Source organism: Limosilactobacillus panis, from assembly GCF_019797825.1.
In the GTDB taxonomy this organism is placed as follows: Bacteria; Bacillota; Bacilli; order Lactobacillales; family Lactobacillaceae; genus Limosilactobacillus; species Limosilactobacillus panis_A.
In genome coordinates this window covers 1,846,730-1,868,388 of sequence record NZ_CP081855.1, presented here as the reverse complement: position 1 = coordinate 1,868,388, position 21,659 = coordinate 1,846,730, and the positions used below count along the sequence as shown (strand labels likewise).

20 protein-coding genes and 2 riboswitches are annotated in these 21,659 nt (G+C 48.7%); of the genes, 9 read left to right on the top strand and 11 right to left on the bottom strand.

Going from position 1 to position 21,659, the window contains the following annotated elements; all coding sequences use genetic code 11:
- Window positions 1-2 precede the first annotated feature (2 nt).
- Entirely contained in the window at window positions 3-563 is a 561-nt protein-coding gene (locus tag KZE55_RS08900) for an ECF transporter S component (RefSeq protein ID WP_222258189.1), read from the bottom strand.
- A 103-nt stretch (window positions 564-666) separates the two neighbouring features.
- Window positions 667-756: riboswitch (TPP riboswitch) on the bottom strand.
- Between the two features lie 198 nt (window positions 757-954).
- Between KZE55_RS08900 and KZE55_RS08895 the strand changes: the two genes are divergently transcribed.
- Window positions 955-1,878, top strand: coding sequence for an IS30 family transposase (locus KZE55_RS08895; RefSeq protein ID WP_222258188.1), 924 nt, complete (start codon window positions 955-957; stop codon window positions 1,876-1,878).
- 55 nt (window positions 1,879-1,933) lie between these two features.
- Entirely contained in the window at window positions 1,934-2,719 is a 786-nt protein-coding gene (locus tag KZE55_RS08890) for a sulfite exporter TauE/SafE family protein (RefSeq protein WP_222258187.1), read from the top strand.
- Here the strand turns inward: KZE55_RS08890 and trpX are convergent, their stop codons facing one another.
- Window positions 2,720-3,703: a tryptophan ABC transporter substrate-binding protein gene (trpX, locus tag KZE55_RS08885; RefSeq protein ID WP_222258186.1), complete on the bottom strand. Its 984-nt coding sequence runs from the start codon at window positions 3,701-3,703 to the stop codon at window positions 2,720-2,722.
- A gap of 422 nt (window positions 3,704-4,125) precedes the next feature.
- On the opposite strand from trpX, the gene KZE55_RS08880 reads away from it, so the two are divergent.
- Window positions 4,126-5,454 (top strand): ISL3 family transposase, encoded by a 1,329-nt coding sequence (locus KZE55_RS08880; protein ID WP_222258013.1) that lies wholly within the window; start codon window positions 4,126-4,128, stop codon window positions 5,452-5,454.
- 114 nt (window positions 5,455-5,568) lie between these two features.
- Here the strand turns inward: KZE55_RS08880 and KZE55_RS08875 are convergent, their stop codons facing one another.
- Window positions 5,569-6,534, bottom strand: coding sequence for a nucleoside hydrolase (locus KZE55_RS08875; protein ID WP_047767827.1), 966 nt, complete (start codon window positions 6,532-6,534; stop codon window positions 5,569-5,571).
- Window positions 6,535-6,769: 235 nt separating this feature from the next.
- Between KZE55_RS08875 and KZE55_RS08870 the strand changes: the two genes are divergently transcribed.
- Together KZE55_RS08870 and KZE55_RS08865 are read left to right on the top strand one after the other, a co-directional pair.
- Complete coding sequence (locus tag KZE55_RS08870) at window positions 6,770-7,768, top strand: NAD(P)/FAD-dependent oxidoreductase (protein WP_222258185.1); 999 nt, start codon at window positions 6,770-6,772, stop codon at window positions 7,766-7,768.
- 445 nt (window positions 7,769-8,213) lie between these two features.
- Window positions 8,214-9,377 (top strand): RNA-guided endonuclease TnpB family protein, encoded by a 1,164-nt coding sequence (locus KZE55_RS08865; RefSeq protein WP_222258184.1) that lies wholly within the window; start codon window positions 8,214-8,216, stop codon window positions 9,375-9,377.
- Window positions 9,378-9,476: 99 nt separating this feature from the next.
- Here the strand turns inward: KZE55_RS08865 and KZE55_RS08860 are convergent, their stop codons facing one another.
- A complete protein-coding gene (locus KZE55_RS08860) occupies window positions 9,477-9,731 on the bottom strand; it encodes a hypothetical protein (RefSeq protein WP_222258183.1) in 255 nt (84 codons plus the stop codon).
- 208 nt (window positions 9,732-9,939) lie between these two features.
- On the opposite strand from KZE55_RS08860, the gene KZE55_RS08855 reads away from it, so the two are divergent.
- Complete coding sequence (locus tag KZE55_RS08855) at window positions 9,940-10,605, top strand: L,D-transpeptidase (RefSeq protein ID WP_222258182.1); 666 nt, start codon at window positions 9,940-9,942, stop codon at window positions 10,603-10,605.
- Here KZE55_RS08855 and KZE55_RS08850 read toward each other — a convergent pair.
- Window positions 10,598-10,798 carry a hypothetical protein gene (locus KZE55_RS08850; protein WP_222258181.1) on the bottom strand — a complete coding sequence of 67 codons (201 nt, stop codon included), beginning with the start codon at window positions 10,796-10,798 and terminating at the stop codon, window positions 10,598-10,600. The two genes, KZE55_RS08855 and KZE55_RS08850, sit on opposite strands and share 8 nt — an antisense overlap.
- A gap of 13 nt (window positions 10,799-10,811) precedes the next feature.
- Complete coding sequence (locus tag KZE55_RS08845; RefSeq protein WP_222258180.1) at window positions 10,812-11,378, bottom strand: hypothetical protein; 567 nt, start codon at window positions 11,376-11,378, stop codon at window positions 10,812-10,814.
- Between the two features lie 93 nt (window positions 11,379-11,471).
- On the opposite strand from KZE55_RS08845, the gene KZE55_RS08840 reads away from it, so the two are divergent.
- Complete coding sequence (locus tag KZE55_RS08840; protein ID WP_222258179.1) at window positions 11,472-12,692, top strand: D-alanyl-D-alanine carboxypeptidase family protein; 1,221 nt, start codon at window positions 11,472-11,474, stop codon at window positions 12,690-12,692.
- A gap of 89 nt (window positions 12,693-12,781) precedes the next feature.
- Here KZE55_RS08840 and KZE55_RS08835 read toward each other — a convergent pair whose 3' ends face one another.
- Both KZE55_RS08835 and KZE55_RS08830 read right to left on the bottom strand, forming a co-directional pair.
- Window positions 12,782-14,920, bottom strand: a complete 2,139-nt coding sequence (locus KZE55_RS08835) for an LTA synthase family protein (RefSeq protein WP_222258178.1) — start codon at window positions 14,918-14,920, stop codon at window positions 12,782-12,784.
- A gap of 112 nt (window positions 14,921-15,032) precedes the next feature.
- Window positions 15,033-15,302 carry a hypothetical protein gene (locus KZE55_RS08830; RefSeq protein WP_222258177.1) on the bottom strand — a complete coding sequence of 90 codons (270 nt, stop codon included), beginning with the start codon at window positions 15,300-15,302 and terminating at the stop codon, window positions 15,033-15,035.
- A gap of 153 nt (window positions 15,303-15,455) precedes the next feature.
- On the opposite strand from KZE55_RS08830, the gene KZE55_RS08825 reads away from it, so the two are divergent.
- Window positions 15,456-16,109, top strand: a complete 654-nt coding sequence (locus KZE55_RS08825) for a histidine phosphatase family protein (RefSeq protein WP_222258176.1) — start codon at window positions 15,456-15,458, stop codon at window positions 16,107-16,109.
- 208 nt (window positions 16,110-16,317) lie between these two features.
- Window positions 16,318-17,343 (top strand): cation diffusion facilitator family transporter, encoded by a 1,026-nt coding sequence (locus KZE55_RS08820; RefSeq protein ID WP_222258175.1) that lies wholly within the window; start codon window positions 16,318-16,320, stop codon window positions 17,341-17,343.
- Between the two features lie 57 nt (window positions 17,344-17,400).
- Here KZE55_RS08820 and nhaC read toward each other — a convergent pair whose 3' ends face one another.
- From nhaC to KZE55_RS08805, 3 genes are all read right to left on the bottom strand, one after another.
- A complete protein-coding gene (nhaC, locus tag KZE55_RS08815) occupies window positions 17,401-18,774 on the bottom strand; it encodes a Na+/H+ antiporter NhaC (RefSeq protein ID WP_222258174.1) in 1,374 nt (457 codons plus the stop codon).
- Window positions 18,775-19,134: 360 nt separating this feature from the next.
- Window positions 19,135-20,457, bottom strand: coding sequence for a nucleobase:cation symporter-2 family protein (locus KZE55_RS08810; protein WP_222258173.1), 1,323 nt, complete (start codon window positions 20,455-20,457; stop codon window positions 19,135-19,137).
- Between the two features lie 75 nt (window positions 20,458-20,532).
- A riboswitch (purine riboswitch) is annotated at window positions 20,533-20,630 on the bottom strand.
- A gap of 100 nt (window positions 20,631-20,730) precedes the next feature.
- Window positions 20,731-21,648 (bottom strand): magnesium transporter CorA family protein, encoded by a 918-nt coding sequence (locus tag KZE55_RS08805; protein ID WP_222259995.1) that lies wholly within the window; start codon window positions 21,646-21,648, stop codon window positions 20,731-20,733.
- Between the last annotated feature and the right edge of the window lie 11 nt (window positions 21,649-21,659).

The following is a 21,659-nucleotide window of genomic DNA, read 5'->3' as shown; positions in this document are numbered from 1 at the left end:
ACTTACCCCTTGATAACGTGTGCTCGAACCAACATGTTGACGATCAACTTGACTAAGATACCGGAGAAGACCAGCATGGAAACAAAGCGGACGACCAGCATGATAACCAGCATGTGGGGGGCAAAGTGACTATAACCATTCCGGAACCAGTCCCAGCCAAAGGTAACCAGGGTAGCGAAGAGGCTGGTGAGGACAACGGTGAGCCAGTTGTAAAGTTTGTAGAAGGTAACGGTAAAACCTAATTCGGTAGCAATCCCCTGGACTGCTCCGGAGATTAAGTTGGCAGCGCCCCATTGGTCGCCGAGAAACATCTCCACGGCAGCACCGAGAAACTCACCTAAGAAGGCCGCTCCGGGGAGGCGCAATATGAAACCGGCGAGGGGGCCGGCCATGCACCAAATGCCCATCGTAATGTCATTGGCCATGGGACCATAGCCAACCGGCGTTAAAAGGACCGTTAAGCCGTTGTAAACGAAGGCCGCGGCGTAGTAAATGACGCCGAAAATAATTGCAATTAGGGCCAGTAGAATAATGTCTCGTAAATGAAAAGTTTTGTTACGCATAATAAGACTGCTCCTTGAAAGTATTAAGATTAAGGCGGTCTTAGGTAAAATAAAAGTCCCGCAATGCACAAAGCATCTGGGACGTCATTAAACGCATCGTTGATTTGATCTTACCGAATCTTCCTCCGCTGGTGTTATCCAGGTCAGGTTCAATGGGTATTATCTCAGCCAATTGGCACCCCAGACATCGTATTAATCTCACCAATGATTATAACTAAGAAAGAAAAAGAATTCAAATGGGCAAAATTATTCAGATTATTGGTGAAGGAGCGTACAATAAAAAATGTTTTGGGCAGATTGTAAAATTTAAGTTGAACATTTAAGTGGACAGAAAAACCCATCAAGGTCTTTAATGGTGTTACCGTACAATCCATTAGAAAGAAGGACCTTGATGAGCACCACTATTTTATCATTCCAGAACCGTGTTGTCATTGAAACGCTTCATAATGAAGGACGTTCCTTGCGATACATCGCTAACTACTTAGGCTTTAGTAAGACCACCATCTTTAACGAACTTCACCGGCTAAATAGTGAGTACCGGGCTGAGCTAGCGCAAACTGACTTTGAATGCAAGGTTAGTCAACGGGGGCGGAAGTCTTCGCTCACTAAAAACCTTAAACACTTGATCGAGGAAAAGATTCAAGTCCAGAAGTGGTCCCCTGAACAAGTTGCCCATGTAGTTGGAATTGCCTACAAGACGGTCTATAACTGGATTGATCAAGGATGGCTTGATGTACAGTTACCCGATTTGCCTGATCATGGGATTCGTCGTCATCGTGCTAAAGAAAAGCGTGGTACGTTCAGTCACGGCCGCTCCATTGAGGAGCGTTCTCATAAAGTCGAAACTCGCCAGGAATTCGGCCACTTTGAAGCTGATACCGTACTTTCTGGCAAACGTAAAGGCCAAGCTGTGGCTACTTTTGTGGAGCGTAAGAGTCGCCTGACAATTGTTAAACGGCTCCATGGTCGCGACAGTCAGTCCATGACTCAAGCCGTACTTGAACTAGCTAGTCAACTTCAAGACAAGCTCAAGACGCTTACCGTAGATCATGGTAAAGAGTTCGCTAACTACCAGGCAATTGAGCAGCGAACTGGTACTCCGGTTTATTTTGCTCATGCTTATTCACCACATGAACGCGGCAGTAATGAGAACCGTAACCGAGTTTTACGACGCTTTATTCCCAAGGGCCAAGCCATTGATGAGTTAAGCGATCACAAGCTGATTCAAATTAATTGGTATTTGAATTCCCGGCCACTTAAATGTCTTAATTGGCATACACCAATTGAGATCTTCTTGCTTAATCTACGTCACTAAATTCGTTCAAGTTATTTCTTGCAATCTGCCTTTGAAAAAAGAAGAGGAGGGAACTATGTCTGGAATCACCTTTTTTATTGTTATGGTTGTTATCGGAATCCTATCCGGGATTGTCAGTGCCGCGGCGGGGCTGGCGTCCTTGATCTCGTACCCATCGTTGCTGATGATGGGACTTCCGCCGGTAATCGCCAACGTAACCAGTGCCTGGTCAACAATCGGGAGCGCTTATAGCTCTATCGTGGCTTCGAGTAAGGAGTTGCAAAAAGACCGCAAGCAGATGTGGATGATTATTCCCCTGGTACTTGTGGGTGCCATCATTGGGGCCCTACTTTTGTTCGCATTACCCGGGAAATTATTTCAGGAGTTAGTTCCTTTCTGCATTGCTATTGCCGGAATTATCCTGCTTTTCCCTCACCGGGCGCGGCAAGCAACGGGCGAAATGGCCGCGGATAGTCGTTCTTTGAAGCGGTCCCGCCTATACACCGTCTTAACCGCCATTGGGGTCTTCATTGTCGGTGTCTACGCTGGCTACTTTAACGCCGGTGCGGGTGTCCTAATGCTGACCCTTTTGTCGGTGGTTAACCGGCAGAAGTCGTTTGCGGTCAATAACGCCCTCAAGAACGTGGCCATGACCGTCACAAACACCATTTCAGTTGCCATCTTTGCCTTTGAAACCACCATTGAATGGAGTTACATTATCCCCCTTTTCCTGGGAAATATTCTTGGTGGAGCCCTGGGGCCGGTAATTGTCCGCCACCTTCCCGGCCGCTTAATGCAAGTTCTCGTCGGGCTAGGGTCCCTCGTTTTAGCAGTTTCTTTGCTGGTCCGGAACTTTCTCTAGTTATTTAATAACTTGGCCGTGTTCTTGGGCATCCTTAGTAAAACCGGCGGGCACCTTAAGACCGAGCTTGTGGGCCTGCTTCAGGTTAAGGACTGGTTTGCCGTGGTGGTAGTCGTCAACCGCCATGTCCTGGGGCCGCTTTCCCTTAAGAATCTGCGCTGCCATTTTCCCGGTTGCTTTCCCCATCCCGTACTGGTCGAGGCTGATTGAGGCGACTCCGCCATCCTTCACCATGGTATCTGCACCGGGGAAGACCGGCTTATTGACGGCATCAGCGTTTTTAACGAGGACCTTCATTGAACCGGCGATGGTGTTGTCACACGGGACCATTACCCCATCGACGTGGCTGAGCAGGCTTTGCGAAACCTGGTTAAGGTCATTGGAGTTGGCAATTGTGGCCACCTTTAACTTGATGTTGAGCTGCTTGGCAGCGGCTTCCATTTGCTTAGCCTGGTGTTCTGCTGAGGGGTCGCTTGAGGTGTAGATTAAGCCGAGCTGCTTAGCGTGAGGAAGAAAGCGCTTGGCCAGGGCAAGTTGCTGGCGAACAGGGTTATCGGACTGGACCCCGGTGACGTTGCCTCCCGGGTGTTTCATGCTTTTAACGAGCCGTGAACCAACCGGGTCTCCGATACCGCCCATCAGGACCGGGGTGTCTTTGGTAGCGTTGGCTAATGATTGGGCGGCAGGGGTGGTAATTCCCATCACAACCTTGGCGTGGTCGTTGATCAACTTATTGGCCATCTGGTTGAGGTTGGACTGGTCCCCATTGGCGTTCTGATACTCAATCTTGATGTTCTTGCCGTTATGGTAGCCTTCCGCAGCGAGCCCCGCAACGAAGCCCTTGTAGATTTGGTCGAGGGCGGGGTGGTGCATCATGGTCAGGACGCCGACAACTGGACGGCGATTTTGCTGGGCCTTGGAAAAGCCAAGGTAGCCACCGAGAACAACAACTAAAGTAATGATGATTGTGATAATTCGTTTCATAATGAATCAACCTTTCTTGTAAAAATTAAAAGGAGCTCCACGGTGGGGGCTCCTCTTTTTTGCGCGAAAGGAAAAGCCCGTACGTGGAAAATCCGTACGGGCTTAATTGGTTCCTTAAAAAGCCGGTACAGATGCATTCTGCAAAACCCAGAACGCATCTGTATAGACGGCCATTCTGAGTTACCGGCTTTGCCAATTATTCAATTGTGTGAAGCGGAAACTCATGAATACTTTCTCCTTTGTTTTAACTTGCTTGTATCATAACAGGTAAATTAGTAAATGGCAAGAGAAATATTAAAATAATTGGTTCTACAATTTTAAGTACTGATGGATTTAACATCAGTGCTTATTTTGGTTTAAATTTAAAATAAAAAACGAAAGATGGCTGACCCCCGTCTTCGTTTAAGAAAGGACCATCTTTCATGGATAATTCTATCAGAACTGCTCTCGGAATTAAAGACACTCATCTTGAACTTGATACCAATACTAAAGAAGACTCGATTGCCGATCACGGCGATTATATTGTGGTCCATCTTGTTCAATCCTACCCCATGCATTGTCCTCATTGTGGCCGGCTAATGTACAAGAATGGCATTAAAATCGTTAACTATCATGGGGCAGACCTTCATTACAAGCCGACTGTTTGGTCGATTAAAAAGCAGAAGTATATTTGCCCAGCTTCTCCTCAATGTCCACAAACAGTGACGAAATTAGCTCCGGTCGAGGATGTCCAATATCGTCACCATATCGCCACGAGTATTAAGCAACGCATTATGATGCAACTGGTTAAGAATGAATCCCAAACTGATATCGCCGATGATTTTTCTGTTTCGGGCTGGACCGTCAGGCGCGTAATTAATCACCTTGATCATGTCTTTAAGCCTAACTACCATTGGCTTCCCCGTCATATTGCCTTCGATGACTTTCATTCTGGTCGCTTTGCGCCCAGCGGAATGAGCATGATTCTCGTAAACATTGAGAACCATCGAACGCTCGATATCATTCTTTCACGCCGGAGTAGCTTTCTTCGCAATTACTTCCTGCGTTATAGTCACCGCGCTCGTTTAGCGGTTCAAACTGTTACGGTCGATCTCTATACTCCTTACCGCCGCTTGATTCAAGAGCTATTTCCGCATGCTTTAATTATCGCGGACCACTTCCATGTCGTAGCTCAAGCTTACCGTGCCCTGAACCAAACTAGGATTAAAGTAATGAACCGTGCCGGAAAAAGTTCCCGGCAATGGCGAGCTCTCAAACATTTTTGGAAACTGCTCTTAACCCCTAGTGCACTCCTCAAGTATGATAACTTTTGGCGCCGCCGCAATTTTGGTTACGCCCAGCTAACTGATATTGAGGTTATTCATCGTTTATTAGCTTTCGACGACGAGCTTAAGCAGGCCTATCAATATTACCAAGACCTGATTTTAGCAGTTAATCATCGGAGTAAGTCAGCTCTCAACCAACTATTAGCTATCAAATGGACCGCGCTTCCCCAAGCGTTTCAGAAGGTCCAACGCACTCTGCGAACCCATCGTCAAGAAATCATCGCCAGCTTCAAATATGATCATTACACGAATGGTCCCGTTGAGGGTACAAACAATAAGATTAAAGTTATCAAACGGACTGCCTATGGCTTTCGTAACTTCTTCCACTTCCGCGTTCGTATCCTGATTTCCCTGCCGAATTCTTATATCGCCATTAATTGGCATAATAAAACAGCTCATGTCCAGGGTCAGGCAAGAGCTGCTTAGAAATTATTCAATTTATCTTATCAGTACTTCTTGACGAAGAGCCAAATAATTTAATACAAAAAGCCACCCTCCGTAATAAGACGAAGGGTGGTGAAGGAGTGTCAAAAATTTATCCTAGTGTTCCTTGAACAGGTTGGTCAGGTGGTCCATGAAGACCTTCAAATAACGTTCCTTATCAACGTTGACGGCCACCTTGACGTTCGGGTTCGGGTCGTTGAGCTTAGCGTTGTCACCAACCGTCCGGCCGTAGAATGGGCTGTCCGGATCGTATTCACAACGCATGAACAGGCTGATCGTTTGAACGAAGGATGGGTCAATGCCGACACCAACTGCCAGTGGGTCGTGGAGGGCACAACCACGCTTATCAATGTCGAGGTTGTAGTAAGCATCAATATAGAAGTCGGTGATGTCTGCGTATGCCTTACCAGCCTTGGTACCGAGGTCACGCCATTGTTGCGTTTCCTTCTTAGTCAAGAGGGTCCGCAGGGTGACGTCCAGGCCAACCATAGTTAATGGCAAGCCAGACTTGAAGACTTCATCAGCAGCCTTGGCATCCTGGTTGATGTTGGCTTCGGCGGCCGGGGTAACATTCCCGTCAACCGTCAGGGCACCACCCATGAAGGTAACATTACCAATCAGGTGGGCAATTTCAGGATCCTTCTTCAGTGCGGCTGCCAGGTTGGTCATTGGACCAGTTGGGATAATAATCAGGTCCTTGCCGTACTTGTGGGCGGCGTCAATGTAGAAGTCCACCCCGGATTCTTCTTCAACGGAACGTTGTGGGTCTGGCAGTTCAACCTCACCAATCCCGTTGTTACCGTGAATATCCTTGGAAACTTGCATTACGTCGAAGTGGTCAGATGTGCTGGAGTGGGGAAGCCCCTTGAATACCGGAATATCAGTGTGCCCTAACAGTTCCAGTAACTTAAGGCTGTTTTGCGCACAAACGTCCAGCAGGTTGTTACCGTATGAACTAACGATCCCAATCAGATCAACTTCAGGGTCAGCTAAAGCGTAAGCGATTGCTAAGGAGTCATCGACACCAGTATCTAAGTCGAGAATCATTTTTCTTTTAGCCATAATCTTGTCCCTCCAAAAAGTTAACTAAAAATTTTATCTACTACTCCATCTTAAAGTACTTTAGTGACAAAAACAATCAAGATGGTAGCGCTTTTACAAAAAGTTTAACATTGCTATATCAACACGTCAAACCTTTTACGTACAGTGATGATTAATTAATCATTCAGGGGGTATTAGTTGCTTAATACCGGTAATGCTATAATATAGTAAGCACTAAAGATGAAAGGAAATCTTAATGGCAGAGCAAAGTTATGATGTAACGATAATCGGTGGGGGGCCCGCAGGAATGTTCGCTGCCTTCTACTGTGGTTTGCACGAATTAAAAGCCCAGTTGATTGAGAGCCTTCCCCAGTTAGGGGGCCAGGTTGCCGCCCTCTATCCCGAAAAACAGATTTGGGATGTCGCGGGAATGCCCGGCGTGAGTGGCCAGGAACTGGTCGACCGCCTAAAACAACAGATGGCGGTGGCACCAGTTGACCAGTTTTTAAATGAGACGGTTGATGACGTCATCAAGGAAGACGATGGGACCTTTACGATCAAGTCCCGTCAACGGGAGTCACATTCCAAGGCAGTGATCATCGCCTTGGGTAATGGGGCCTTCACTCCCCGGCGGTTAAGCCTGGACGGTGCCGATGAGGCTGAGGGACACCAGCTACACTACTTTGTCCAACACCGTGATGATTACCGTAACCAGCGGGTAGCGGTCCTTGGGGGCGGTGATTCCGCAATCGATATTGCCCTGATGCTAGAACCCGTTGCTAAGGAGGTTAGCTTGGTCCATCGGCGTGACCAGTTCCGGGGGCTTGAACACACGATTACCCGCCTGGAGCAGTCCCAGGTCAAGGTCTTGACTCCATACCTGCCAAAGAAGATGCAGGTTGAAGACGACCAGACGGTAACGCTCAGTTTAAAGAAGCGGCGGAGCGATGAAATCAAGGATTTAAACGTGGACCAGTTGATTGTGAACTATGGTTTCACATCCAACAACGCGGCCTTGACAAAGTGGTCATTAGACCTGGCCAGTGAACACAACCTGATTAACGTTGATTCGACAATGAAAACCAGCGTGGATGGAGTGTACGCGATTGGGGACGGGGTCAATTATCCGGGCAAGGCGGCCCTGATTGCTTCGGCATTTGGCGAGGCCCCGACCGCGGTAACGGCCCTTGCTAAGCAGCTTTATCCTGATAAACACATGGCCGTGCACAGTTCCTCAATGAAGATTAATAAATAAAGATCCCAGCCTCATAGTCACGTTGTTGTATATTAACGATTACCTAATTCCGGGTGTTTCAAAGAAAAAACGGATAGCAGAATTGCATGAGTTTATGCATGGACGGGTAGTGAGAAATCATGATTATTTCCGAGGAAATAATAAGATAACCGGGACACATGTTTTCCTAGATAAGGTTATTGACAAGCTGGCTGCAAAACATTAAACTACTAGCATTGAAAAATATATTTATATTTTTGTAGGAGGCTAAGATTTATCTTGCCCCCCGATTTTTTTGAAAACGGGCAAGGAGACACGCTCTTTTAAGGACGTGATGAATTGCCTATTTTTTAATCTTTCAATCGAACATACGTTTTGGAGTATGATATAATATTCTTAACAGAGAGTAGTGTTCAGATATTAATTAGCTTTGTTGACTGGCCAATGATGAAAGATTGTGGTGAAAATGGCACAAGTTATAAAGGGGATCAAACTTCGCCTATATCCCAATGCCCAGCAAAGGGAACAATTGTGGCAGATGTTTGGCAACGATCGCTTTGTTTGGAACCAAATGTTGGCAATGGCCAAGGAGCGGTATCAAAATAATCCTAGTAGTCACTTTGTCAATGAATACGGGATGAATTATCTACTGAAGAGACTCAAACAGGAATACCCATTTCTTAGGGCTAGTGACTCAACTAATTTTCTAGTGGTTAATCACAACCTCGCCCAAGCCTTTAAGATGCTATTTAAACATCGGGGCGGTTACCCACGTTTTAAATCGCGTCGAGCTATTCGGCAAGCTTATACGGGGCGGTCAGTTTGTCGGGTACTTGCTAAACGGCGGGTTAAGTTGCCTAAGTTGGGCAGCATTCGGACCAGTAAAACAACCTGGTTAGCTAATAGCAAAATCAGGTGCTATACGGTTTGCTTTGAGCCCACTGGCCGCTACTATCTGTCATTACAAGTGGCGGTTGAGGCTCCCAAACACTTAAGAAAGGCGGAAAAAGCAGTTGGAGTTGATGTTGGCATCACTAATCTAGCCATTAGTTCTGATGGGATTAAGTACGGAACTTTTAATGCTAAATGGGCAGAAAAGCAAGCAGCTAAGTGGCAAAGTAGGTATGCCAAGCGGAAACATCAGGCGACGGTTGCCGTCTGTCAATGGAACCATAACCACAAAACCATTAAGAAAGAACTAAGTGATTACCAAAACTGGCAACGAGCACAGCAACAAAAGGCCCGTTACCAAGCCAAGGTGGCGAACCAGCGCAAAGATTATTTGCATAAATTAACAACGACCTTGGTTAAGCAATACGACGTAATCGTCATTGAAGATTTGAAAACCAAAAACCTTCAGAAAAATCATTGCCTAGCTAAAGCGATTGCAAATGCCAGTTGGTATCAGTTCCAGACCATGTTGGCATATAAATGTGCCTGGTATGGTAGACGTTTAGTGGTGGTTAAGCCCAACTATACCAGTCAAATTTGTAGTCATTGTGGCTATCATAGTGGCCCTAAGCCCCTTAACATTCGTGAATGGACGTGCCCAAGCTGTGGTACCCATCACGATCGCGATATTAATGCGGCAGTTAATATCTTGCATCAAGGATTAAAAGCTATTGGTTAGGGACTAGCCATGGTAATAGAGTGGAGTTCTGTAAGTTAGGTATCTTGAATACAGGTATAATATCCTAAATACTACTTCATGTTCCCAGAAGCGCGGTCATTAATGGCCGCGTGGTTCACCCCGTGCCCGTAACTTAATTAGGCGGTCGATTATATCGAGGACCAGCTTGAAAAATAAGCAGAGGTTCATCAATAGCCACATCTTAATCCCGGCCCCTAAACTGACCGGCTTTAGGCCAAAATGACACAGCTCATAAAGGAGGACGAGGACGATGTATAGCAGGTTGGCCCGCAAGATGTCCTTCGACCACTTATGATGAACGATATACTCCCAGATGTGCTTTAGCCGTTGCAAGAAAGAATCCCCCGTTAACCAAGATTAGCGTAAATTACGACAACGATAAAAAAGAAGAGGGCGGTTAGATAAGAAACCCTTAAATTATCACGCATGGCGCCATCCTCCCTTTAACAAATTTACTGAAATAAGTAATTGTATTATCACTTTCCTATAATATAATAAAGTTGTTTTTATTAATTGTAAATTGAGAAAGCGGATAAATACTATGACCTTGAAAGTTAAACACTGGCTTTACGCAATCTTTTGCTTGTTAGTGGTTGGCACGGTGCTTAACCACCGTGTCCACACCCTTCGTGCCCAAAAAGCCCGGATTGCGCGCCAGGCTAAAATTAAGCGCTCCCGGCGCCAGGCGGCTAAACAGCGTGCAGGGGTTGCGCAACGGAATGCCAATATGCGAACGCCCATTAACTGGCGGAAATCATCGGAAACAATTCCTTACCCGGACCTGAAACAGGCCAAGGATTTGTGGGTTAAGGTGTGTCTTAAAAAGAACCGGACCTACGTTTACGACGGCAAACACATCATCTACACTATGTACTGCACCGGGGGAATTTACCAACGGGATGACAAGACGGGCAAGATGAAAAGCCTAACCCCGACTGGCACTTACCACATTCAAAACGAGCGCGGTGACCACTTTTACAATGCGCAGCTGAACGAGGGGGCCAATTACTATGTCTCCTGGCTAGACCACGGGAAGTACCTTTTCCACAGTGTCCCGACGGTTGGTAATGGCAAGTATAATAAGACCGAAGCCGCTAAACTCGGCAAGACGCAGGGGTCCCACGGTTGTGTCCGTTTGTCCGTTCCGGATGCCCGCTGGTTCTCGCGAAACGTCCCCGTTGGAACGAAGATTGTGGTTACTAACTGAGTTGCAGGTGAATGTACTTGAGACCCAGGATGACGATATTTACGATCAAGAGGGTAACAATTGCCGTTAAAAAGGTAATCCGTACAAGTGGAACCAGCAGGATTAAGAGGTCATAAGCAATCATTGCAATAATGAGGCCACAGTTACAGAGAACCAGGTTCCTGATAAAGCTTTTGGGAAAAATACTGAACATGGTGATCACGTTCCTAACGGATAATAATGGTTGTTCCCTTGGGCAGGGACTGGGCCCACTTTGCATCGGGTGCGGATAGCTGAATGGTGTTGGCGACCTTAGCCGGCTTGGTTAGCCACTTGTTGCTGACGGGGTGCTGGTCCTTGCTTACTGGCGATTCAAAGTAGTAGTGATGACCAAACTCAGCCCAGTTCTTGGCAGTAACCGTATGCTGGCCCTGGACGTGGAAAAGCTGCTGACCATACTTACCTTGACTGGTGAAGCGGCCAGGTTGGGCGTTAATCTGGGCGTGCATGATGTAGATCACCTTATGCTTGCTCAGGACAAAGACCTTCTGCATTCCGGGCTCCGCAATCAGGCGCAGGTCGGTCTGCTTTCTTAAATTAGGGTAACTGCGGTGTTCCGACGCCTTGTACAATCGTGCCCGACTCAGGAGGTTGGTATTGTAGACCTGGCTGGTGCGGCGTGCTTCGGGGATGAAGTGACTGCTGTCCAGGTAGCAGCGGGCATTGATGAAGAGGATGACAAGCAAAAGAATCACCCCCGCAATTTGACAGAGGTGTTTGAATTCGCGATTCATTACTGGTTTAGCCCCTTTCGGAAGAATACTATTACTATCTTACCGTTATTTTTGAAACTGACAAACGCAATTTAACAAAATGGGAGAAAATTCATGAAAAAATTTTTTTCATTCTTAATCGCGCTGCTGCTTGCACTAAGCGTGGCAACCGGCGCGTCAGCTAGTAAACGTATTGATGCCTCGGCGGCGGTCATGGTGGATGCCTCAACTGGTCAGGTTATTTATGAGCAAAACCCGAATAAGAAGTTGCCAGTGGCGTCCGTCAGTAAGCTACTTACGATTGCTGTGATTCATGACGAACTGAAGCAAAACGTCATCACCGCTAACAGTAAGGTCCAGGTGACACCCGACGTCGCAGCCATTTCCAACGACCCTAGCTATTCTAGTATTGGCCTGCAGGCGGGGCAGTCGTATACTGTCCGGGAGTTGGTCAACGCGGCGATGGTCAAGTCTGCCGATGGGGCAACCCTTGCCCTGGCAATGGCGGACGGCAGTAACATTGAGGAGTTTAACCTTAAGCTCCAGCAAAAGGCTAAGGACCTCGGCTTGAAAAAGTGTTCGATCGTGAACCCGGTGGGCCTCACTAATGGTGACCTGAAGAACTTGAAGTTGAACCAGTACTCGGATAAGGCGGAAAACGCCATGACCGCTGCCGACGCGGCCATCTTAGCCCGTTACCTTATCCGGTCATATCCGGATATTCTCCAGGTAACTGCCCAGAAGAGCGCCAGTTTTTACATTGCTAAAAATAAAACCGTGAAGGAAGAGAACTTGAATAAGATGCTTCCCGGCGATAAGTACACGGTAAGTGGTGTCCAAATCGATGGCTTAAAGACTGGAACCTCTGATGTTGCCGGGGCATGCTTTGTCAGCACCGGTCTTTACCGTGGCCACCGGATTATCACCGTGGTCCTCCACGCCAACGGGAACGATAAAGATGCCCGTTTCACGACAACCCAGCAGCTTTATAACATGCTGAAGCAAACGCCCCTCCAGGAAATTACCCTGCCAAAGAATTTGCGCCAGCAGCGGGTTGCTAACGGGAACCAGCGGACCACCGATATCAAACCACAGAAGCTGATGATCTGGGGGAGTAAACCAGTCCGCCACTACACCTTAGCGGTTAACTATGACCACCAGAAGCAAAATAAGCGGGGAAGGCTCTTGGCCCCAATCAGGAAGAATGAACGGGTTGGTGAGATTGAGCTATCGAGCCCGGACATCCGGACAATTAATGGCGAACCGCTGACCTATGACCTCTACAGCGAGGAACAGGTCCCGCGGGGCAACTTCTGGCAGCGGCTGTGGCATTAATATAAAGAGAATATGACGATTCAAAAATGAGCGCCAGCGTTCGGCTTTTACCGAATACTGGCGCTCATTTTGTTTTGGCTATGAACTTCCTACTGGTTCTTATTATTGCCATCCGGGTTAGTAATCTTAATCCGGTTAGAATCGGTAGAAGAGTGATTTTGTTCTGGAGCATCGGTGCTGTAATCATCAACCGTCGATTGGTTGTTGTTTTCGCTAAAGATACTCGTCGACTTATTGCCCTTCTTCTTTTCAATCCGTTGAGCCCGCTTCAACCCGTTGGAGTAGTTATAATCAGCGGGGTTAACAGCCTTAAAGCCCTTCGGATGGTAGAAGCGAAGGAGGTTCTTTTCGTTTAAGGAATCGGAAAGGCCCAGTTCCGTGTTGACCAGTTTCTGGTCCTTTCGTAACTTGGCCCGCTGCTTCTTGGTCAACTTGGCCTTCTTCCCGGTCCGGTTGTTATAAATAGTGCCACTAATACTGGTGTAGTGCGGTGTAACAAAGTCCTGGTTCCGGAAAGCAACGACTTGACTGTGCTGCTTTGAGAAGAGGTCGGTCCCAAACTGGATATAACGTTTCGAACTGATACCAAGTAGGTGGAGGAGGGTTGGCAAGACGTCAACTTCGCCCCCATAGGTATGGACGATGTGGCCGTGGTTACCGGCGTTAGGGATGACGAACATTAACGGTACCCGTTGTAGTTGGGCGTTGTCAAAGTCCGTCCAGTCATCGGCACTCTTTCCGAGAACCCCCGCTAACGAAGTGTTCTCACTATTGGAGATTCCGTAGTGGTCCCCATAAATCATGATGATGGAGTGGTTGTAGAGTCCACTCTTCTTAAGGTAGTTGAAGAACTCTTGGACCGACTGGTCGAGGTAGTGGGCGGTAATGAAGTAGTTGTCCACGTTTTCGTCCCCAGAATCCGTGGTTTGGAAGTTCGGGTCCTTATCCTCGTCATCGAGGGTGTATGGGAAGTGGTTGGTGACCGTAATGTACTTGACGTAGAAGGGCTGTTGGAGGTTTTGCAAGTACTTGATGGAATCCTTGAACAGCAGCTTATCCTTCAGCCCGTAGCCGGTCGACTTGTCACCCGAAGTGTCGAAGTAACTAGCGTCGAAGAAGTACTGGTAACCGAGGTTCTTGTAAACATTGTTCCGGTTCCAGAAACTGGCGACGTTACCGTGGAATACCGCGCTGGTGTAACCGGCCCGCTGCTTGAGGATAGCCGGGGCCCCTTGGAAGGTGTTGTCACTACCAAGGGTGGCAAAGAGAGAACCTTGGGGAAGGCCAAAGGTACTGGTCTCCAGGAGGTTTTCGGCGTCACTGGTCTTCCCCTGGCCAACCTGGTGGAAGAAATTATCAAAGGCGTAGGTCTCTTTGCTGTGGTAAAGCGAGTTCAGGAACGGCGTGACTTCCTGTCCGTTGATCTTCTTGTCAATCAGGAACTGCTGGAAGCTTTCCAGGTGGATGATGATGACATTCCGTCTCTTGGCAATCCCAAACATCTGTGGGTTCGCCTTGGCATAGTGCTTGTCGGTAAACTTCTTGACCTTCTTCAGCTCCGACTTAGTAGCGCTCTGCCGCATATCGTTAATGTGCTGGGACTTCACCAGGTCGTATCCGGTAAAGGTGTCAATCCCTAGGTACTTAACGATGTAGGTCCGGTCAAACGTCCGCCCCAAAAGCTGTGGCCGGTCCATTTCGGCAAACGAGAGGTTCACCCCGAAGAGGACCAGGGCCATTGAGGTAAAGGCGAAGGCAAGCCGTGAACCGATTGCCCGCTTATCAAAGCGAACCTTTTTTAAGAGCATCAAGACGACGATGACGACGATGTCAAGCCAGTAGAAGACGTCGTGAAAGTTTGTTAGGGCAAGCGAACTGCCGCTGAGCCCCTGGTTCACCTTCGAATAGCCCGTCATGGTGGCAATCGTCATGAAGTCGGTAAATTCACGGAAGTAAATAACGTTAAGGTAGAGCAGGAGCGTATTGGCAATGTCGAGCCCCATCAAAACAGGGTAGAAGAAGCGCGCCCGCTTAAAGTAAAATGCAATACTATAGATTAAGGCAGTGGTTGCTACGGGATTAAACAGCAAAATGAGGTACTGGAAAAATCCGGAAGCCCCCAGCTTAAAATCAGTGAAGTAAGCAAATAGGGTTTTAAACCAAAAAAGGACGACTAGGAGGGTGAAGAACCCAATCCTAGTGTCCACAAATTTGCTTAATTTTTTCATTAGGAATGTTCCTCGCAATCAATGTTTATATTTAATTGGTTTTGACAAATCAGAACCATTTTATCACAGATTGCAAGTAAACAATTGGCATTGTTAGTTTCGTTGCGAAAACTTAATTCTTTGCGACCGCTGGAACGGGCGTCGGGGCCGCCAGCCAATCGTAATGAAAAAGCCGCTTCAAATGCCGGTTAACAGGGATCCAGATCCCCGCCTTCAAGATGTCTTTTAAAGAGGCCAGCATGGTTTTATCCTGCCGGTAAGTCTTAGAAAGGGGGATTCGCAAAGTCTGTCCATCTTCGGTAACAACTTTCACCGTTCGACCCGTCACCGCCACAATCTTGGCGGCAACGATGTCAGAGTGAGCTGTGTCTTTAAGTGTCATATTGATTCCTTCCTTCTATGTTCTTCAGTGTACGGAACAGATATGAAGAAAATGTGTTTAAAAGTCTAAACTCATCCTAAGCTTGATTCCGTGGCTTTACGCTAATGAAAGCGGTAAAATGATAATGAAGTCTTAGAAGTGGAGGTTATGAAAATGACAAAGTTAAACTTATACCTCGTTCGTCACGGCCAAACCTATTTCAACATCTATAACAAACTACAGGGGTGGAGTAATTCACCACTGACGGCAAAGGGAAAGGAAAACGCCCGGCAAGCGGGTGAACGACTCAAGGATGTTCATTTTGATGCGGCATTTTGTAGTGACACAACGCGGGCAATGGAGACAATCCAAAAAATTCTGGACATGAACCAGGCGGATTCGGTTAAGCACCCGACTACTATCCCTTACTTCCGGGAGGAGTTTTACGGCTCGTATGAGGGAACCAACATGGACGTTGCCTGGTACAACGCGGGCGCCCCGCACGGCCTTAAGACCTTCCGTGATATTGTAACCAAGTATTCGATTGGCCAAGCAAAGGATTGGCTGAAAGATGCCGATCCCTTTCACGATGCGGAAAATAACCAGGAATACTGGGAACGGGTGGATAAGGGAATTGAACTTATCCGCAACGCTGATCTGCCAGAGGATGCCAACGTTCTGTGGGTAAGTCACGGTAATACCCTCTTGAGCCTGGTTGAACGCTTCGGCGGTGGCAAGTATGACGTGACTGTTCGCCCCGCCAATGGTAGTTTGACGCAGATGCTTTTAACCGATGATAACATCAAGGTTGTTTCATACAATAAATAGGTCGGTATGTTTCGCGTGAAACAAGTATTGAGAAAGAACTTTTCTTTTAACACAAAATAAGCGGTGGCCTTCAGTGCTCGGCCTTCCGGGCATTGGGGGCCTTTTGTGTGCTACGGTAGGGCACCTCACGGCATACAGAATTTATGTCACGATTCCTTGGTGTTTGCGGTATAATCGACCCTGATACTTTTTAGGGAAGCGGGTAAAAATGACTAAGTTTATGCAGCACACCAAGGGTGAGATGGCCCAGTGGGAGGATACCCAGGCCAAGGAATTAGTAAAGATTCGGGCATCCCAGCGTCACCTCATTTATAACGTGGTGGCGTACCTATTGATCTCAATTATTGAGTACTGGCTTGCGGCGGTTAGCAAGTCCCAGACACTGCGGGCGGATGCCTTTAACAACCTTTCGGGAATTATTTCCACCGTCCTTTTGATGTTGGGCCTACACATTGCCCAGGACGTTGACGATGATGACATCATCGGGGCTAAGCTTCCGGAAGACGGCTACCAGGAACAACTGGGAACGGACCAGCGGGTGCAGTTTGTCCGTTGGCGGTACGAGACGGTTTTCTCCCTGGTAACGGCCGTAGTGATGGTGGCCATTGCCCTGAGCGTCATTATCGATGGTATCAAGGGCCTCTTAAGCTCGAATGACCGGGTAGTGCCCCAACCGATTGCCATCGTGGGGGCCGGTATTGCGTCAGTGATAATGCTGGTCGTGTGGTACATGAACCGGCAGACCGGCCGCAAACTGCAAAACGCGGCCCTGTTGGCTTCGGCCCAGGATAGCTTGAGCGACGCCTTCACGAGTATTGGAACGATGGTCGCAATTGCTGGCGCCCTGCTCTTTAACCTCACCTGGCTCGATGGGGCCACCAGTATTGTTGTCGGCTTCTTTATCCTGTATTCGGGACTGAAGATTTTCTTTGAAAGCAGCCTGAACTTGACCGACTACTTTGATCCTAAGGCCGAGCATGAGTACGGGCAGGCAATCTTAGCGGTTCCGGCAATTCAATACATTGCTGAACTGAAGGCCCACTACAACGGTAATCTGGTTACTTTGGATGCCACCCTGGTCGTTGATAGTAAGATGACGGTTCTGGAGAGTTTCCAGCTATCGGAACGGATCGAGCAGATGCTCCGCGAGCGCTTTGGGATTATCGACGCCGATATTTCCTTTATCCCCGATCCACGATCATTTACGGATAAGGATGTTCATGGCCGGTTCTAAAGATACAAAAAGAGGATGAAAATAAGCTGAAGCTTTTTCTCATCCTCTTTTTTATCGTTAGTTTTGTGGGGTACTCTTCTTCAAGCCAATCCCGGTAAAACCGCTGAGGATGGAGAAGACCGGTGAGAACAGGCTAAAGAAGGCAAAGGGAAGGAAGTGAAGGACAGGGACCCCTAGCGTGGAGGCGGCGAAGGAGCCAGCCACGCCCCATGGAATCAGGTAGTTGATGACACTTCCCCCGTCTTCGAGGACCCGGCTAAGGGCTAACGGGGCCAGTCCAATCCGGCTAAACGCGGGCTTGAAGGCCTTCCCGGGAAGGATGACGGAGAGGTACTGTTCGCCGACAAACAGGTTGATCCCAATCCCCGAAAGGATGGTTGTTGTAACCAGGGGGCCAGGCTTGCGGAGGTGCTTTACCAGGGGTTCCATTGCCACCTGGACGACGTTAAACTTCATTAGGATGCCCCCAAGTGAGAGGGTAACGATGATTAAAGAAACGGTCGCCATCATGCTGGTGATCCCACCCCGGGACAGCAGGGCGTTGACGGCGGCGTCACTGGTGTGGGCCACGAAGCCCTCGCTGATTAACGTGGTGAGGGATTTTAATGACTCATGCGGGTTCTGGAAGAAGATCATCCCGACCGTTACTAGGATATTGATAAACAGTGTTGGAATGGCCGGGATGTGCTTCCAGGCGCAGGCAAACATCAGAATGATTGGCAAAAGTGCCCACCAGCTGATAACGAAATGCTGGTTTAAGATGGCGGTTGTGTGGGCAATCTTGGCGGCACTCATCTGGTTGCTTGAGTTCCCAAGGACCCAAAAGAGGACCAGGGAGACGATGAAGGACGGAATCGTTGACCACATCATGTTTTTGATGTGGGCGAAGAGGTCACTACCGGCAATTGCCGATGCCAGGTTAGTCGAATCGGACAGGGGAGACATCTTATCACCAAAGACGGCCCCCGAGATGATGGCACCGGCAATGAGGGCGGGGTTAAGGTTCATCGCCATCCCCATCCCAAAGAGAGCAATCCCAATTGTGGAAATGGTGGTGAACCCACTCCCAATTGACAGCCCCACCAAGGAGCAGACGATGAAGGTTGATGGAATGAAGAAGCGACTCGAGATTAGTTTGAAACCGACGACCATGATGGCGGGAATAATCCCGGCCTGGATCCAGACTGCGATGAGGGCCCCAATTAAAATGAAGATGAAGATGGGGATGATCGCGGTGCTGATTCCTTCGGTGATTCCCTGGTGGACGTCCTCCCAGGAGGCGCCCCGTAACCGTGCCCAAAAGATCAAGAGAGCGATGGTAAAGAGAACCGGGATCTGCGGGGAAAGGCCAAAGTGGATAACGGCCGTTCCCAGGATTATGAGCATGATGATTAAGATGGTGAGTGCTTCACCAAAACGAACTTTTTTCATGGTTATTCCTCCTCAATAGTTTCTTAGTGCTGAACGTTAGCTATTGGGATAGCGAATTACACCGCCACAGTTATTCACTTTAACTCCTCCTTACGAAAAAACGCCCCGTTGAATTTTGCTTCAACGGGGCGACTGTTTTAAACCGCGGTACCACCCGAGTTATGGAAATACTCCATCCTCATATCAGGTGGTAACGGCACTGAATGTGGCCGGACAATTATTTATCCGTGATAATTCGACATTCTCCGCCTGACCGGTTCGCACATCCCCACCGGCTCTCTGACACCGAACGAAGCGTCTACTGAAATGATAATTGTTAAAGCTATGATAGCGTGTGAATAATTCTTTGTCAATGAATAATTATTCGTGCCGGGCCCACTTGTGGTTGAAGAGCAGGTTCAACAAGACAGCCGAAACACTGGTAACCACGATCCCGTTGCCCAGGATGATCTGGACTTCCGTTGGCATGTGTTGGAATAGCTGGGGATACATGGTAATCCCCAGGCCGAGCCCGATTGAAACCGAGGCGGTTAGCAGGTTGGCGTTCTTGGTGAAGTCCACCTTGTGGAGAATTTGGACCCCCTGGACCCCGACCATCCCGAACATCACAATCATTGCGCCACCCAGGACGGGTTCGGGGATGACCGTTGCCAGTGCCCCAATCTTGGGCAGCAGTCCCAAGATCAGGAGCAGGAAGGCGGCATAGTAAACTGGCCGCCGCGTTTTAACCCCTGACATCTTGAGAACCCCCACGTTTTCCGAGAAGGTTGAGTAGGGGAAGGTATTGAACAGGCCACCGAGGACGGCCGCAATTCCTTCCGCCCGGTACCCGCGTTCCAGGTCCTGGGTGGTTAACTGACGTCCGGTGATGTCACTGAGGGCGAAGAAGACCCCGGTGGATTCGATCATGGTCGTCAAGGACACCAAAATCATGGTGACCATTGCGCTAAGGTTGAAACGGGGAATCCCAAAGAAGAACAGCTGCGGGGCGTGGAACCAGGCTGCTTCACTGACCGGGGTCAATGAGACCTGACCTAAGCCGCCGGCGATAAACGAGGCGAGCAGGATCCCAATCAGGATGGCAATTGACTTCATGAAGCCGCGGGCAAAGGCGGAAAACAGCAGGATAATGACGATGGTCAGAAAGCCAATTAATAGGTTAACTGGGGCACCGAAGGAACTAGCAGATGCGTTTCCCCCACCGAGGTCCTGGAAGCCAACCGGCACCAGTGTGAAGCCGATAATCGTGATTAGTGAGCCGGTGACGACTGGTGGGAAGAAGCGCTTGAGGTGGGCAAAGAAGCCGGCGATTAGGAAGACAAAGATACCGGCCGCGATGATGGCCCCGTACATGTAGGTAATCCCTAGTTTGCCCCCGATGGATTCCAAGGGCGTAACCGCCTGGACTGCACAGCCAAGGACAACCGGCAGGCCGATCCCGGTCAGGGGCGTTTGTTTGAGTTGGAGTAGGGTGGCAACCCCACACATGAAGATGTCAATTGAGACCAAGTAGGTCATTTGCACCGTCGAAAAATGCAGGTAGTGACCAATCAACAGGGGGACCAGGACATCTCCGGAGTACATGGCTAGAAGGTGCTGAAAACCCAGGATAAAGTTACGCCACTGGCCAGCAAAGCCGGTCGGTGCTTGGTCGTTCTTTACAGTTGCGGATACTTGCTTCACGAATTATTCCTCCCAATATGAAGTTAATTCGCGGCCTATAAAAAAGCTCTCCTTGCCTTTTGCAAAGCAATGAGAGCTTATGTTCAAATTGCTTATAGTCCAGAGTTTATGGCTCCGGGTAGAGACTGCCGTCCGTATTACGGCATTATATAGGCCACTTGTTTAGTAAATTGCATTGTTGATATCCTACCATGTCAAACCGCTGATGACAAGCACCTTGTTCGGATTTTCCGGTAGTCTCGGATAAGATGAACATAAAAGTTCGTTAACGTCTCATTTCCACCAGCGCCGGTTAATAAGGAAGATTACGCAGGCGACCATCAGGATCAGGGTAATCATCAGGGTGAGTAACCAGGAGAGGTTGCCGTTAGCCAGGGGGAGCTTAACGTTTTCCCCGTAGAATCCGGAAACAATCGTTGGAATCGACAGGACGATCGAGTAAATTGTCAGGTACTTCATCGTTTGGTTCAGGTCACTATCCAGGACCTTGCTGTAGGCGTTTGAGACCCGCTCGGAAACGTCCGATGTCATTTGGGCCATTTCCAGTCCCTGCTGGGCTTCAACGATAACGTCATCGAGGTCGTTACATTGCCGGGTCGACATCCGTTTAAGAAACCGCCGCTTAAACTCTTCCAGCAGGGAGACGTTCCCTTTGAGTGACGTCAAGATGTAGACCAGGCCGGTCTCGATTTCCATGAACTCGGTGATTGCCTTGCGCCCCGTCCGCTTCTGCAGGTTCTGCTGAATTTGCTGCCGCTGTTGGTCGACTCGCCGGAGGGGACCAAAGTAGCTGGTGGAAAGGCGGTAGAGAACCGGAAAAACCAGGTTAAGCTTGTCAGTGACTGGGCCCCGGCGGTGAAGCGTCTTTAGCTCGTTGGCGATGATTCCGTTGACAAAGTTCGTCTTCGCGTTCGTGAAGGTGATGATGTTATTCGTGGTTAACATGATCCCAATCGGCGCCGTTTGGGGAGCCGTCACCGCGTGGGTGGGAACGTAAACGTCGAAAATGAGCAGGGTAACCCCGGCGTCCGGGTCGACTTCCACCCGTGCTTTTTCGTAGGGGTCAATGGCATAGTCAAGCAGCTCCTGGGTCACTTCGTACTTATCGATCAGGTCGACCCGTTCGCGGGGCAGGGGCTCAAAGACACTGATCCAGTGACTGTGGTCGTTGATTTTTTCCGCGCTTAACAATGCCATTCATC